Source organism: Nocardioides ganghwensis (assembly GCF_014779655.1).
GTDB classification, from domain to species: domain Bacteria; phylum Actinomycetota; class Actinomycetes; order Propionibacteriales; family Nocardioidaceae; genus Nocardioides; species Nocardioides ganghwensis.
In genome coordinates this window covers 246,873-261,268 of the sequence record NZ_JACXYX010000005.1, presented here as the reverse complement: position 1 = coordinate 261,268, position 14,396 = coordinate 246,873, and the positions used below count along the sequence as shown (strand labels likewise).

The following is a 14,396-nucleotide window of genomic DNA, read 5'->3' as shown; positions in this document are numbered from 1 at the left end:
ATGTACCTCGCGCCCGGTGACCCCGCGAGCATGCGGGCGGCCGCCGCCCAGCTCCGCCTCCGCGCGGAGACGCTGGGCCGGGTCGCGAGCAACGTCGACTGCGACGTGGCCGCGCTCACCTACGTGGGCCCGGCCGCGGACCGCTTCCGGGAGGCGATCGCCACCAGCAGCTCCAGCCTGCACTCGATGTCGGCACGGATGGTCAACGTCGCCGACACCCTCACCCGCCAGGCGGCCGTGGTGGAGGAGCAGCAGCTCCTCCAGGCCGCCCGGCTCCAAGCAGACCAAGGGATGTACTGACATGGACGAGCACATCTGGACCACGACGTCGCGGATCTCGGTGTCCGGACCGTCAGGCTGGGCTCCGGTGGAGCAGCTCGAGGTCCCGCACGCGAGCGGTCGGGCCGTCGTACGGGTGGAGCGCTACCGCGTCCCCCCGGACGCCGACATCGACTCGCTGGCGGCGCAGCACGGGGTCAGGATCGCGGTGGAGGGTGGGACCGACTCGGGAACCGAGCCGCACGAGGTGCTCGGCTCGGCCGACGGCCGCCGCCGGACGGTCACCTGGTCCGACGAGGACGGTCGGTTGCAGGCCGTCGTCGACTACGCCCTCGACCGGGGTCGCCTGGTGGTCGTCACCACCGTGACCCCGGTCGACGATCCCACCCTCGCCGGCGCAGCCGCGGGAGTCGTGGCATCGATCCGCGTCAGCGAGCCGGTGCACATGCCCGAGGACCAGCTGCCCCTCCGTCCCGGAAGGGTGGACCTCAGCGAGGTCGCTCGCGCCTGGCGTGAGGGCACTCGGCCCGAGCCCCGCGAGGAGCACGTGATCACGACCGAGGAGTCGTTCGGCGCCGCGAAGCACTTCGGTGTCGCGATGCTCCCCGGGGCCGACACAAGCCTGTGGGACCAGCTCGACATGGCCCAGCGCGACCTCGCGGCCGCGGTGGCCTGGCGGAGCCTCGAAGCGCGGGGAGCCGCGGACGGGACCGACCTCGGGGAGGCGCTCGAGCTGGCCGCCAGCCACGACCTCATCGTGATGGTCACCGGGCGCCGTGGCGAGGAGTCGAGCACGCAGTGGTTCGCGGCCCGCCCAGACCGCATGGTCCGGCTCCGCCCCTCGGGCGCCGGCCGCATCACGTTGACCACGCACCCCACCGCCGACTTGGCCGACCTCGTCCTCGCGAGCACCGCCCAGGACGCCGAGGTGAGCGCGTCCGCGGTATACCGGGCCGACGGCCATGTCGTCGGTGACGAAACCTCGTGGCACGGGGACGACGCACCCGAGGGCGTACGTGAGGCGCTCGGCCGTCTGGTTACCCAGACCCACGTGGGCGGTGCGCCGTGAATGCCGTCTTCCTCGACCCGGACCAGATGGACGCGACCGCCAATGCCATCAGTGCCCACGCGGCCGAGGTCGAGGCGGCCGCCCGGGGCCTGGAGGGACTCGGGGCCGGTGCGGTGCCCCCCTCGCTCGCCGGCTGGCTCGAGAAGGAGCTCGCCGACATCGCCACCACGATCCGGGTGACCGCCGTCCTCTACCTCGTCGCAGCGATGGACACCATCACGCGCGCAGAGGCGATCCGGACCAACCAGTCGCTCGCGACCGCGTTCGCGCCCCTCGGTGACGTCACGCCCGCCTTCGCCGGAGCCCCTCTCGTCGGTGGCCTGGTGCTCGGGCAGGCTCAACCGGCGGACACGTCGTACACCTCGGCCGGGAGCGGCAACGGGTTCGTCCTGGGACAGGTCGACACGTCCTCGTACGGGCCGCTGACCTACGGCACGGGCACCCCCGGCTTCGTGTTGGGGCAGGCGCCCAGCATCGCGACCTACGACGGCCTCGCGACGGCGTTCCTGCCGAAGAGCCAGGCAGCCTGGGCCGCGGCGCACCCTCATCTGGTGATGGCTGGCAACGCGATGACCACCGACCCCGGGCTCGCACAGCAGCTCATGGGCGTGCAGGAGAGCACGATGAACCTCGGCGGTCGCTTCATCAACTCGGTGAGCGGGGCGACCGCGATCGGCAACGGCCTGTTCGCCGGCAATGGCCGCATCGACGACCAGATCTATCGAGTGCCCGGCGGCGCGGGCGAGTACCGCGTCGGCGTGTGAACAGGAGACGTCATGAGCACCATCTACCTCGACCCGTTCGCCATGGACGCGACCGCAGGCGCCATCGGGGAGCACGCCAAGGAGGTCGGCGCCGCCATCGGCGACCTGGAGACCACCTGCTCCGCCGACGTGCCCCCGTCCCTGGCCGGCTGGCTCGCCGAGGAGCTGCGCGACATCACCGTCCACGCCCGCCTGGCGGAGCTGCTCTACGTCGTCGCAGCGCTCGACACCGCCCTCCGAGCCCAGCAGATCCAGACCGACCAGTCGCTGGCGACGGCCTGGCCCCCCTTGGGCACCCCGGCGGCTGACGTCACCTCGACGTACGACCTCGGCGCGGTCCTCGCGGGCGCGACGGTCGTGGGTGGCACAGGTCCCGCCTTCGTCAACGACTTCGTGGGGCCCGGTGTCAGCACCGTCGGCGGCTTCTTCCTCGGAGCGAGCTCCGGCACGGGCGTGAGCATGCCGGGTCTCTCGACGGACGCGTTCCTGGCCAACAACCCCTTGCTCGGCGCCGCCAGCAACCTGCAGGCGACCAATCCCGCGGCGGCTGCCCAGCTGATGGGGTTGCACTCCTCCCTGTTCACGAGCAACGCGGAGATGGGCAGCACGTGGATCAACTCGCGGCCAGGGGCGTCCTACATCGGGGACGGTCTCTACAGGGGCAACGACGGCAACATCGGCTCCATCACGGACGTGTACCGCAACCCCGACCGCGCCGGCGAGTACCTGGTCGACTGAGGCGGGTGGCAGATGAGCACGATCTACCTCGACCCGGTGGCGATGGGCGCCGTCGCAGTCGCCATCGGCGAGCACGCGCGCGAGGTCGACACCGCGATCGGAGACCTCGAGAGCGCGTGCGCCGCCGAGGTGCCACCCTCCCTGTCCGGCTGGCTCGCCGACGAGCTGCACGACATCGCCGTCCACGCCCGCCTGGCGGAGGTTCTCTACGTCGTCGCCGCGCTGGACACTGCCCTCCGCGCCCAGCAGATCCAGGCAGACCAGTCGCTGGCGACCGCGGTGCCCGCTCTTGATGCGCCATCGCTGGGCGACGTGGTCGCCTCCCCCGACCCGGGCCCGCTCGTGGTGGGGAGCAACGCCCCCGTCGTGGTCGGCACGCGCCCCTGGGACACCGCGGTCACGTTCGTCGATCCCGGACCGCTCGTCATCTCCACGTACACCCCGGTCACGGTCGGCTCGCGACCCGATCCGCGCCTGGAGATGCAGAGCCAGTTCGCCCCCTTCCTCACCCATGCCATGGACCCGGGCACGGCGGTCGCTCCCTACGGGCTCACTCCGACCGAGGGCGGGCGCTACGTGGACAGGTACGGACGCGAGGGCTACATGAACGACGTCTACCTCGCTCCGAACTCGACGCAGGGGAGGCGCTCATGACCTTCCGCCCCGGAGCCCGCCTGGCCGGCCGGCCGCTGCACTTCATCTTCCTGCTCGACGCGTCGGGGTCGATGGCGGTCGACGGGAAGATCGACGCCCTCAACCAGGCGATCCGCGACGCCCTCCCCCACCTGCGCGACCTCGCGTCGCAGAACCCGTTCGTCGAGATCCTCGTCCGGGCGGTGGCGTTCTCCGACGGGGCGCGCTGGCACATCGGGGACCCGTCACCGGTCCACGACGTCTCCTGGCCGCCCGTCGTCGCCGGCGGCTACACCGACCTCGGCGCAGCCCTGGTGAAGGTCGCAGAGGTGCTGACTGTTCCCCCGATGGAGGCGCGGGCGTTCCCTCCCGTCCTGGTGGTCGTCTCCGACGGACGACCCACCGACGACTTCGAGGCGGGGCTCGAGCGCCTGATGGCGGAGCCGTGGGGACGGCGCGCCGTGCGGTTGGCCATCGCGATCGGGTCGGACGCCGACCTCGACGTGCTGAGCCGCTTCATCGGGGACCCCGACATCCCGCCCTTCACGGCCAACGACCCCGAGCAGCTGGCCTACCTCGTCAGGTTCGTGTCCACGGCGGCCTCCCAGCTGGCGTCCTCGCCCGCAGGGGCCGAGTCGTCGCGCGTGGTCCCCACACCCGACGTGCCCGTCGCCGCCGACGGAAGCCTGCTGGTGTGGTGAGCGGCGAGGGCGCGCCCCGGCTGCGGGTCGAGGTCGAAGCCTCGCGACCCGGGGTGCCGGCGCGTCGCATCGCCGTCACCGCGCCCACTGCCGCGTCCACCGGCACCGTGCTCGACGTGCTCGGCGCCCACCTCGGCCTGGTGGGTGCCGCCGGGGCCGTCCAGGCGCGGTCCCTCATCAGCGGGGCCTGGCTCGACCGGTCCTCCCCGGTCGGTGCGACCGGACTGCTGCGGGGGGAGCGGCTCAGCCTCGTGGTGGGGTTGGCCCCCGCCGAGTCGCCTCGGCCGCTGACCCGTTGGTCCGACTGGCGTACGGACACGACAGCGGCCACCGACGGCCGCGTCGCCGTCAACCGCCCGCCACGCACGGCACCTCCCGAACCCGCCACCAGCCTGCCCGTCCCGGCCCGCAACCGGGTGCGCCGGCCACGCCGGTTCCCGCTCGGCGCGATGCTCGTGCCGCTGCTGATGGGCCTGGTTCTCGGGGTGGTGATGCGAAAGTGGGAGTTCGCCCTCTTCTCGCTGTTCTCTCCCGTGATGGTGCTGTGGAACCACGTGGAGGAGAAGCGCGCGCACCAGGACGAGGTCGCGGAGTTCGGCCGCTCCTACGACAACGCCGTGGCGGCGACGTTCGACCGGGTCCGGGAAGCGGCGCGCGCGTGGGCCGACTGGACGCACCGGCACCACCCGCCCCCGGCCGAGGTGGTGGAGATCGGACGCACCGTCGGCCCCCGCCTGTGGGAGCGCGTGCCCGGCGACCCCGACTTCCTGCACCTGCGCCTCGGACAGGCCACCCTGCGTGCCCCGGTCACGATGCGCGAGGACCTGGCGGGAGCGGCGCCGAGCCCGGACCGGCCCGACTACGAGTCGGCTGCCCTCGTGGACGACGCGCCGGTGCACGTCGACCTCCGCGCGGCCGGCCAGCTCGCCGTGCGGGGTCCGGACGGCGACATCGACCGGGTCGCCGACTGGCTCGTCGCGCAGCTCGTCACCCTGCACAGTCCCGCCGACGTCGTGATCGCCGGCGTGCTGGCGGAGGAGCCGGCGCGGGAGTGGTGGCACTGGCTGCCCCACCTGGCCACGGACCTGCTGCCGTGCCCGCCGCTGGCGGCGGACCGGCGCGCAGCCGATGCCCTCCTCGAGGCCGTCGCCGACCTCGGCGCCGCCCGGCGGGCGGCGCGCGACTCCCGGCGCCGTACGACCGGGTCCGGTGCGACGCTCGTCGTGGTGGTCGACGACCGGCTCGGCCCCGACCCGTCCCTGCTGCGGGCGGTGTGCGACCACGTGGACGAGGGGATCTGCGTGGTGTGGCTGGGACGGGACGCCCGCTCGGTGCCGACCAGCGCCCCCTTCGTGCTGGCCGTCGGGAAGGACGGTACGCACGCCGAGCTCGTGGACCACGACGGCGGCCACCGGCTCGACGTCGCGCCGGACCGGATCGGACACAGCACCGCCCTCGACCTCTCGGCCTCCCTCGCACCGTTGCGCGACGCCGCCGATGCCCGGCAGGCGCGGTCACTGCCCGAGCGCCTGTCACTCGAGGACCTGGTCCCCGACCTGGCGTCACCCGCCGCCGTTCGCCGCCGGTGGGAGTCGGCGCCCGTCAACCGGCTGGTGGCCCGGATCGGGGTCTCGACCGACGGGCCGGTGGAGCTCGACCTCGGCCCCGAGGGATCGCACGCGCTGGTGGGGGGCACCACCGGTGCCGGCAAGAGCGAGCTGCTGCAGACGATGGTGGCGTCCCTGGCGGCGGAGTACCCGCCGAGCCGCGTCGGCTTCCTCCTGGTCGACTACAAGGGCGGCGCCGCCTTCAAGGACGCGCAGCGGCTGCCGCACTGCGTCGGCGTCGTCACCGACCTCGACGAGCACCTGACCCGACGGGTCCTCCAGGCCCTGGACGCCGAGATCCGTCGCCGTGAGGAGCTGCTCGCCGGTGCCGGCGCCCGCGACCTCACCGAGCTGCGCTCACGCATCGGCGAGGAGGCCCCGGAGGACCTGCTCATCGTGGTCGACGAGTTCGCCACTCTCGCCAAGGAGATCCCCGAGTTCGTCGAGGGCGTGGTCGACATCGCGGCCCGCGGACGCTCGCTCGGTCTCCGGCTGGTCCTGGCCACGCAGCGTCCGGCCGGGGTCATCAACGACCGCATCCGCGCCAACGTCGGCGTGCGAGTGGCACTGCGCCTCAACGACGAGGCCGACAGCCACGACGTCATCGGCCAGCCCGAGGCGGCCCACGTGCCACGCACCCTCCCCGGCCGTGCCTACCTCAAGGTGCACCGCCACGTCACCGAGCTCCAGAGCGCGTACGTGGGCGGCGCGGCCACGACTGGCGTCACGGCGGCCATCCAGGTGCACGACCTCGACCCGACTGCCTTCGTCCCGGCCGGCCGCGACGAAGGCGGCACGACCGTCCTCGAGGCCGTGGTCGACGCCACGTCGAAGGTCGCCCGGCTCGGCCGGTGGCGTGCCCCGCACGTCCCGTGGCTCCCCGCCCTGCCCGCAGCCGTTCCGGCCGCGACCCTCAGCGCCCGGGCGCCGACGGCTCCCCTCAGCGCCGTGCTGGGACTGGCGGACCTGCCCAGGCGGCAGTCGCAGCCGGTCGTCACCTTCGACCTCGCCAGGCACCAGGGGCTCCTCGTCTTCGGCACCTCCCGCAGTGGCAAGACGACGGCGTTGCGGACGCTGGCGGCCGGACTGATGGAGGGCGCGGGCCCCGACCGGCTCCAGCTCTACGGCCTCGACTTCGCCGGGCACGGCCTCCACGTGCTGGAGGGCGCACCCCACTGCGGCGGCGTGGTGGGCCCGGACGACCCGGGACGGGTGGATCGCCTGCTCAACCGGCTCGGTCGACTGGTCGACGAGCGCAAGCGGGCCATGGCGTCGGCCGGGCTCACCGGGTTCGACGACCTCGAACGGGTGTCGCCGACGCCGGTCCCCCGGGTGGTCGTGCTGCTCGACGGGTACGGCGGAGCCGCGGCCGCCCTCGAGCGCCTCGCCGGCGGGCGCCTGATGACGAAGCTCGAGCGACTCGTCTCCGACGGACCGTCGGTGGGCGTGCACTTCCTCATCACCGCGGACCGCCGCGCGGCCGTGCCCAGCGCCCTCGTCAGCGTGATCACCACCCGGCTCGTCCTCCGGATGGCGGAGCGGGAGGAGTACGCCCTGCTCGGCCTGGACAGCTCCGCCGTCCGCGCCGTACGGCTGGCGCCGGGCCGTGGCTTCATCCAAGGTTCCACCGAGGTGCAGGTCGCGGTGCTCGCCACGGGCGACGCGGACGACGAGCACCGGGCGCTCCTCGCCGTCGCGGAACGCGCCCGCTCGCGGTGGCCGGACCGGACGCCGCTGCTCGCCGCGATGCCACCCAGCGTCGGCGCCCGCGAGCTGCCCGACCCCGTCACGCCGTGGGTGCTGCCGTTCGCCGTCGGGGACACCGAGGTCGCCCCCGTCGCCCTCGACCTGTCCGACGCGCACGCGCTGGTCGCCGGTCCGCCCCGCAGCGGACGTACGACCGTGCTGGACGGACTCGCCGTCGCGGCCCGACGAGCCACCTCCCCGGTCGCCCTCGCCCGCATCACGGCGCGACGCCGCCACGAGCCCGAGCCCCTGGCCTGGGACGTGGGACCCGTGGACGGCCACGACGGCGCCGAGGTCACCCGGGCCCTCGCGACGATCTCCGCCCTCGTGTCCCAGGGCCGGCCGGTGCTCTGCCTCGTGGACGACGCCGACGCCCTGCCCGACAGCACGTCGTCCGCCCTCGCTGACCTGGCGCGTCGCGGTCGGGACGAGCTCGTGCGCGTGGTCGTCGCCGCCGACAACCGCTGGGCAGCGAGGGCGTACGGCGGCGTGGTGCCCGAGGTCAGGAAGTCCAAGCTGGGCGTGCTCCTCGCGCCCGAGGTCGAGCTCGACGGCGACCTCGTGGGCGTACGGCTCCGCACCCCACTGGAACGGCTCGGCCCACCCGGGAGGGGGTATCTCGTGCAGCACGGCGTGACCGAGCTGGTCCAAGTAGCCCAATTTGATGACGACGGCGCGAACGACCGGGAGGGACCCTCGGCAGCAGTGGGTGCACTCGGGACCTAGCCACCCAGCCCCCGACCAGGTGGGAGGAGTGCCCTCATGGGTCAGGTTCCGGAGTCCCCGCACGCGGCGGCGGTTCGTCGCCAGCTCATCGAGCTGGTGCGTAGCCAGGGCCCCGGACTGCTCGACGACAGCAGGCGCGTGCGCGCCATGCTCGCCGACGCCGTGGCCGGCGCCACCGCCGAGGCCAACCTCATCGCGCTGGCCCTCGCCTCGGGCGTGCCGACCCGCCTGCGTGAGGCCGAGCGGGATCCCCGCGGACCGGCGGCGGCGATCGACGCCGTGGCCCAGGACCTCCACCGCAGCAGCTCGGTGCAGCCTGCCGACGCCATCTGGGCGGTGGAGTCGATCGCCGCCGCGCTCGGCATGGTGACCGTCCCCTCCGCACCGTCAGGGGCCGGCGCCCCGCCGGTGACGGGCGCCCCGGGCGGGGGGCCCGGGTCGAACGACCTGGTGGTCCGGGTGGGCGAGCGGCGGCACGTCGCGCCGGCCGGCACGATGGTGACCATCGGGCGCGACCCCGACTGCACGATCACCGTGGACAGCCCGGCCGTGAGCCGGCTGCACGCCCGGGTGTCGTACGGTCCCGGTGGGTGGGAGCTCCGCGACGAGGGCTCGACCCAGGGCAGCTTCGTCAACGGCGTCGCGGTGACCACGACCGCGCTGCGCGGCGACACCACGGTGACCCTCGGCCAGGGCGAGCACGCCGTGGTCGTCCGGTTCGCCCCGTTCGGCGAGGCGATGACCCGGGCCCCGCAGCGACCCCGGCCCGCACAGGCCACCGAGATCCCCGGCGCACGACCCGGCGGTGCCCTGGCCGGGGGCGCACCCGCCACCCAGCTCGGCGGCGGAGCGCCCGCGGGCCCGCCGCTGTCGGTCACGCTCGACGGCACGACCCGCACCCTGCGTCCGGGCAGCAGCCTCACGATCGGCCGCGAGGACGACAACGACCTCGTCGCCCGCCAGACGACCGTGTCCCGGCACCACGCCCGCATCGAGCACACCGCCGGCGGGTGGCGCCTCGACGACCTCGGCTCGACGTCCGGCACCTGGCTGGACGGCACCCGGCTCACCGCGCCCGCGACCCTGTCCGGTCGACAGGAGTTCGTGCTCGGCGACGTCGCCGAGGGAGACCGTCTGGTCACCGAGACCGCTGGGGACCGTCCGAAGGGCGGCGTACGTCCCACCGGTCGCACGCCGGGCCGCGCAGCCGGCGAACGGCGCGGACTCGCGGTCGCGGGTGTCGTCGCGCTCGTGCTCGTGGTGATCGCCGGTGGGTTCGGCCTGTCGTGGGTGCTCCGCGACCCCCCGCCGGAGGACGGCCCCGAGCCCGAGACCGTGACGACCGTGTCGCCCGACGACATCGCTCGCGCGACGGTCCAGCTGACCGCCGGGAGCCGCCGCGGCTCGGGAGTGGTGATCGACAGCGAGAAGGGACTGATCCTCACCAACGCACACGTGGCAGCCCCGTCCGCGCCGGGTCTCGGAGTGTTCCTCAACGAGTTCGCCGACGACCAGGACCCCAACCCCGACGAGATCCGCGTCGACGTCTCGGACGGCCTCGACGAGTCCGCCGAACCGCGCTTCTGGGCCGAGCTCGTCACGGTCGACGGCTACCTCGACGTCGCAGTGATCCGGATCCGCAGCAAGCTCTCCGGAGCCCCTGCCGACGAGGACGACCTCGACCAGCTCACGGATGTCCCGCTCGGCGACTCCGACGGGCTCGGCACGTCCGACAAGATCTCCTTCTACGGGTATCCGGAGGCGAGCGACTCGGCCGCTCCGACCTACACCACCGGGGTGGTGTCGGGCCCGGTCCAGGACGAGCGGCTCGACGAGTTCAGGGCCGTCATCAACACCGACGCCGAGATCTCACCGGGCAACTCGGGGGGACCGGCGGTGGACGAGACGGGTCACGTCGTCGGGATCGCCACCTGGCGCACCTTCAACGACCGCGGCGAGACGGCCTTCTCCCGGGTCCGCCCCATCAACCTCGCGAAGCCGGTGATCGAGGCCGCCCTGGCCGGGGAGAAGTACCGCTCGCCGTGGGTCGAGCGCGGACCCCGATCGGCGAAGATCCCGTTCTGGAACTACGGCGCTCCCGGGACCCGCGGCGTCGTCGGTGACGACTGCCGGTCCTCCGGCCCCGGGGTCTCCCCGACCACCATCAACGTGGACTACGAAGGATTCCCGCGCGGCAAGAGGCACACCGACGTGATGGCCACGCTCAGCGTCTCCGACGGCGTCGACTGGACCCCGGTGGCCTGGAGCTTCGCCCTCTACCCGACCAGGCTGCCACCCAAGGGCTGCATGTCGCTCACCTTCAGCGAGGACGTCGATCCCGGCACCTACCGGTTGCGGATCGGGGTCGGTGGCGACCTGCGGGTCGTCGTCGACATGACCGACTTCACCATCGAGTGACTGGGGCCGCCATGAGCAACGAGGGGGAAGGTCGGGTCAGGGTCGAGCTGCTCGGGCCGTTGCAGGTGACGGTCGACGGTCGCCTCGTCGCCGCCGGCGGTCCGAAGCTGCGTGCGATCGCCGCCGTGCTCGGGCTGGCCGGCGGCCGGGTGGTGAGCGTCGACGAGCTCCTCGCCGCCGTGTGGGGCGAGGACCTGCCCGCGACCGCGCGCAACACGCTGCAGTACCACGTGGGGGTGCTCCGCAAGACGCTCGCGGCCCAGGGCGCCGCGGGCTGCCTCACCACCCGCGACCCCGGCTACAGCCTGAGTGCGGACACCGACGTCGCGGAGTTCAAGGCGCACATCGCGGCCGGCTCGCGTGGCGCCGCGCTGGGCGACCACACCACGGCCGCCGAGCAGTACGCCGCCGCACTGTCGTTGTGGCGCGGCAACGCACTCGCAGACCTGTGGCAGTTCCCGTTCGCCGAGGGACGGGCCGTGGCGCTCGAGAGCTGCCGGCTGACCTGTGCCGAGGCGTGGTCGGACGCTGAGCTCGCCCTCGGTCGTTCCGAGGACCTCATCGCCCCGTTGCAGGACCTGATCGCCGAGAACCCCACCCGCGAACGCCTGTGGGAGCAGCTCATGGTGGCGCTCTACCGCACCGGTCGCCAGGACGCGGCGCTGTCGTCCTACCGCACTGCCCGGAAGGTGCTCGACGACGAGCTCGGCGTGCAGCCGTCGGCGCGGCTGAACCGGATCCACGAGGCGGTGCTGCGCCAGGAGTCGTGGCTGTGGCCGGAGCGGGCCGAGCCGACCGGCGGTGGCGCCGGCCACACGGTGGTCCCGACGCGACTCGCCACGTCCGAGCCCCAGGACGCGCCGCCGACCCTCGTGGCACACGGAGGGCAGCGGATCGTGCTCGCCGGGTCCCCCGTGGTGCTCGGACGGCAGGCCGACTGCGACCTGGTCCTCCAGGACGACCAGGCCTCCCGCCGTCACGCCCAGGTGGAGCCCGGTCCCCACGGCTTCGTCCTGGTCGACCTCGGCTCGACCAACGGGACGCTGCTCAACGGCCAGCCCATCGCCGGGCCGGCCTCGCTGAAGCCCGGCGACCGGATCCTGGTCGGTGACACCGTGGTGCGATTCATCGGCGCAGGCTGATCAGCCGAACCGCAGCGGGATCGCCTTCCTCGTCAGGGTCCGCGTGAACTGCGTGCTGCCGCTCAGGGCGGCGTAGCTGTCGCCACCGAGCACGAGCCGCCCGCCCTTCAGCCCGGCCGGCACCTCGAAGACCGCGTTGACACCCGCCCCGTCGTCGAGGTCGCGGGCCTCGTACGTCGTGCCGTCGGCCACGACGAAGACCATCTCCCTCGGCTCGAAGGCGTACTCGCTGCCGGCGTAGGAGCCCAGCGGGATCGTGTAGTGCGAGCTCACCTTGAGGAAGGCCTTGCGGGGCGAGCTCGGGTGGACGCCGCCGGCGAACCAGGTCAGCTCGGCGCGGGACACCGTGACGTCGCGCGGCACGCTCAGGCGGTCGACGCCGTCGTAGTTGAACGGGGTGCTCGTCCGCTCCGTCAAGGTGAAGCGCTCGCCCACGCGGTCCACCCGGCCGCTGCGCGCCAGCACGGCGATGTTGTCCTTGCCGGGCTCGGCGTCGAGCAGCGAGAGCGTCTGGGTGAGCCCGTCCGCGCGCAGGACGAGGTCCGCCTTCCGCGCGTCGGCGGGCACAGCCACGACGTACGTGTCGGTGCTCCTGGCGGCCGGGAGGGCCTGCCGCTCGCCGTCGACGGCCACCTTGAGACCGAGCTCGCGCCAGGGACGGCACGACTCCGAGCCGCATGCCCACGTCGCCAGCCGGAACGCCACGAGGCGGCCGCCCTCGGGCGCGGACCGCTCGACGTCCTCCACGGCGACGCTGTCGACCTCGCCGAGCTGGGCGATGCGTACGCCTCCGCTGCGTCCGGCCATCGCCAGGGGGCCCTCGACGCGCGGCGCCCGGACGCCGGGCGCTGCCAGGACGACGCCCGGCTCGGCGGGCGGAGGAGGAGGAGCAGCCTCGGTCTCCACGGTCTCGTCGGGCGCACCGGTCGCGGATCCGGCGTCGCCCCGTCCCGGCTCCTCCGTGTCGCCGCCGTTGAGCGCGACGGCGGTGGCCACGCCGCCGGCCATCAGCACCAGCACGGCTCCAGCCACGGCCACGGCGCGTCCGGAGGGGCGGCGACGGGCCGGCCGGGGCGGGCGTACGGGGTTGGGGGTCCCGGTCGGCGGGAGGACCGTGGCGTCCTTCGCGGGACCGGGCGGCGCCAGCGTGACGTCGGCCTCGGGCGCCGTCGCCGCCGGCGGGAGCGTGGTCGGTTCCTGAGCCGGGGGCCGGGTGGCGGGCGGCTGGATCGTGGTGGCGGGGAGATGGGCGGCCCACGTCCTGACCGCCCAGGCTGCCGGCGCCGGGGCCAGGCCCCACTCCGCGAGCCGGGCCGTGAGCGCGGGGAGGGCGTCCTCGAGGTTCTCCCGTCCCGCCTCGAGCAGGTCGGGGACGATCCCCTCCTCGACGGCGAGCACGACCGCGTCGACGGCGGCACGGTGCTCGTCGGCCTCCGCTCCCAGGACGTCGTTGAGGCTGCCCCGGAGCCGCCGCGCACTCGCGGCGACGTCCCACCCGTGGTCGCGGAGCACCTCGCCCAGCGCCCGCGCCACTGCTTCGTCGGACCTGCCTGTCACGGCCCCTCCTCACGCACGTCACCCCGTCGTGGTGCAGATGACCACGACGCGCTGAGGTCGCGCTGAGGGTCCTCAGCCGCCGAGCGCGGCGCTCAGCTCGGCGCGCGACGGCGGGTCGGCGCCCGGTCGCGAGACGTTGATCGCGGCGCCGATGGCCGCGGTCGTCACCGCACCGAGCACGTCGCGGTCCGACAGCGCGCGCAGCGCGTCGGACGCCGCCGCCCCGTGTGCCCCGAGGGCGATGAGCGCGTCGACCAGCACGCCGCTGAAGGTGTCGCCCGCGCCCACGGTGTCGGCGACCTCGACGGGCACGCCGGGGACCTCGAGGGTGGTGCCGCCGGGTCGTACGGCGACGGCGCCGGCACCGCCGCGCGTCACCACGACGAGCCCGGGGCCGGCCGCTGCCCAGCGGGTGGCGGTCGCGACGGGGTCGTCGTCGGGGTGCAGCCACGCGAGGTCCTCGTCGCTCACCTTGACCACGTCGGCGAGGGCGACGAGCTCCTCGACGCGGGCGACCGGGCCGGTCCGGTCGGGGGTGATGGCAGGTCGGGCGTTGGGGTCGAGCGAGAGCAGCGCGCGGCCCTTGCGCGCCTCGAACGCCGCCAGGACCGCGTCGGCCCCCGGGTGGAGCACCGTGGCGATCGAGCCGACGTGGAGCACCTCGCACTCCTCGTCGGGCACGGCGGGCAGGTCCCAGTCGAGGTCGAAGACATAGCTCGCGGCGCCGGCGTCGTCGAGGGTCACGACCGCGCTGGACGTGCGGCCCGACCCGGTGGGCCCGGCCAGCACGACCACGTTGCTCGACTCGAGCCAGGCGCGCACGGCCGAGCCACGCGCGTCGTCGCCGAGGAGGGTCACCAGGCGCACGTCGCGCTCGAGCCGGCCGAGGGCGATGGCGACGTTGGCGGGGCTGCCGCCCGGGTAGTCCAGGGGCTGCCCGTCCGGGCCGGGGACGACGTCGACGAGCGCCTCGCCGACCACGAGGACCCGGGGCTGCGTGGGGGTCATGGGCTCCA

Annotated in this window: 11 protein-coding genes; 9 read left to right on the top strand and 2 right to left on the bottom strand. The window is 74.2% G+C overall.

Annotated features, from left to right (window positions below; genetic code table 11):
• Genes IEZ24_RS08275 through IEZ24_RS08235 form a run of 9 tightly spaced genes read left to right on the top strand, consistent with a single transcriptional unit; the run spans position 1 to position 11,823 of the window.
• Positions 1-300, top strand: a complete 300-nt coding sequence (locus tag IEZ24_RS08275) for a hypothetical protein (RefSeq protein WP_129456179.1) — start codon at positions 1-3, stop codon at positions 298-300.
• Between the two features lies 1 nt (position 301).
• Positions 302-1,348 (top strand): hypothetical protein, encoded by a 1,047-nt coding sequence (locus IEZ24_RS08270; protein ID WP_129456178.1) that lies wholly within the window; start codon positions 302-304, stop codon positions 1,346-1,348.
• Positions 1,345-2,112 (top strand): hypothetical protein, encoded by a 768-nt coding sequence (locus IEZ24_RS08265; protein WP_129456177.1) that lies wholly within the window; start codon positions 1,345-1,347, stop codon positions 2,110-2,112. Before IEZ24_RS08270 ends, IEZ24_RS08265 begins: the two co-directional genes overlap by 4 nt.
• Before the next feature lie 12 nt (positions 2,113-2,124).
• Positions 2,125-2,850 (top strand): hypothetical protein, encoded by a 726-nt coding sequence (locus IEZ24_RS08260; protein WP_129456176.1) that lies wholly within the window; start codon positions 2,125-2,127, stop codon positions 2,848-2,850.
• A gap of 12 nt (positions 2,851-2,862) precedes the next feature.
• The gene (locus tag IEZ24_RS08255; RefSeq protein WP_129456175.1) at positions 2,863-3,504 is read left to right on the top strand and encodes a hypothetical protein; all 642 of its coding nucleotides are present in this window, start codon (positions 2,863-2,865) and stop codon (positions 3,502-3,504) included.
• Positions 3,501-4,184: a vWA domain-containing protein gene (locus IEZ24_RS08250; protein ID WP_129456174.1), complete on the top strand. Its 684-nt coding sequence runs from the start codon at positions 3,501-3,503 to the stop codon at positions 4,182-4,184. The genes IEZ24_RS08255 and IEZ24_RS08250 overlap by 4 nt, the downstream gene beginning before the upstream one ends.
• Entirely contained in the window at positions 4,181-8,263 is a 4,083-nt protein-coding gene (locus IEZ24_RS08245; RefSeq protein ID WP_129456173.1) for an FtsK/SpoIIIE domain-containing protein, read from the top strand. Before IEZ24_RS08250 ends, IEZ24_RS08245 begins: the two co-directional genes overlap by 4 nt.
• 36 nt (positions 8,264-8,299) lie before the next feature.
• Positions 8,300-10,681, top strand: a complete 2,382-nt coding sequence (locus IEZ24_RS08240; protein WP_129456172.1) for an FHA domain-containing protein — start codon at positions 8,300-8,302, stop codon at positions 10,679-10,681.
• Between the two features lie 11 nt (positions 10,682-10,692).
• Entirely contained in the window at positions 10,693-11,823 is a 1,131-nt protein-coding gene (locus IEZ24_RS08235) for a BTAD domain-containing putative transcriptional regulator (protein WP_129456171.1), read from the top strand.
• Here IEZ24_RS08235 and IEZ24_RS08230 read toward each other — a convergent pair whose 3' ends face one another.
• Both IEZ24_RS08230 and IEZ24_RS08225 read right to left on the bottom strand, forming a co-directional pair.
• A complete protein-coding gene (locus tag IEZ24_RS08230; RefSeq protein WP_165356144.1) occupies positions 11,824-13,380 on the bottom strand; it encodes a hypothetical protein in 1,557 nt (518 codons plus the stop codon). It abuts the gene before it with no gap.
• A 72-nt stretch (positions 13,381-13,452) separates the two neighbouring features.
• Complete coding sequence (locus tag IEZ24_RS08225) at positions 13,453-14,388, bottom strand: carbohydrate kinase family protein (protein WP_129456170.1); 936 nt, start codon at positions 14,386-14,388, stop codon at positions 13,453-13,455.
• Positions 14,389-14,396: the final 8 nt, after the last annotated feature.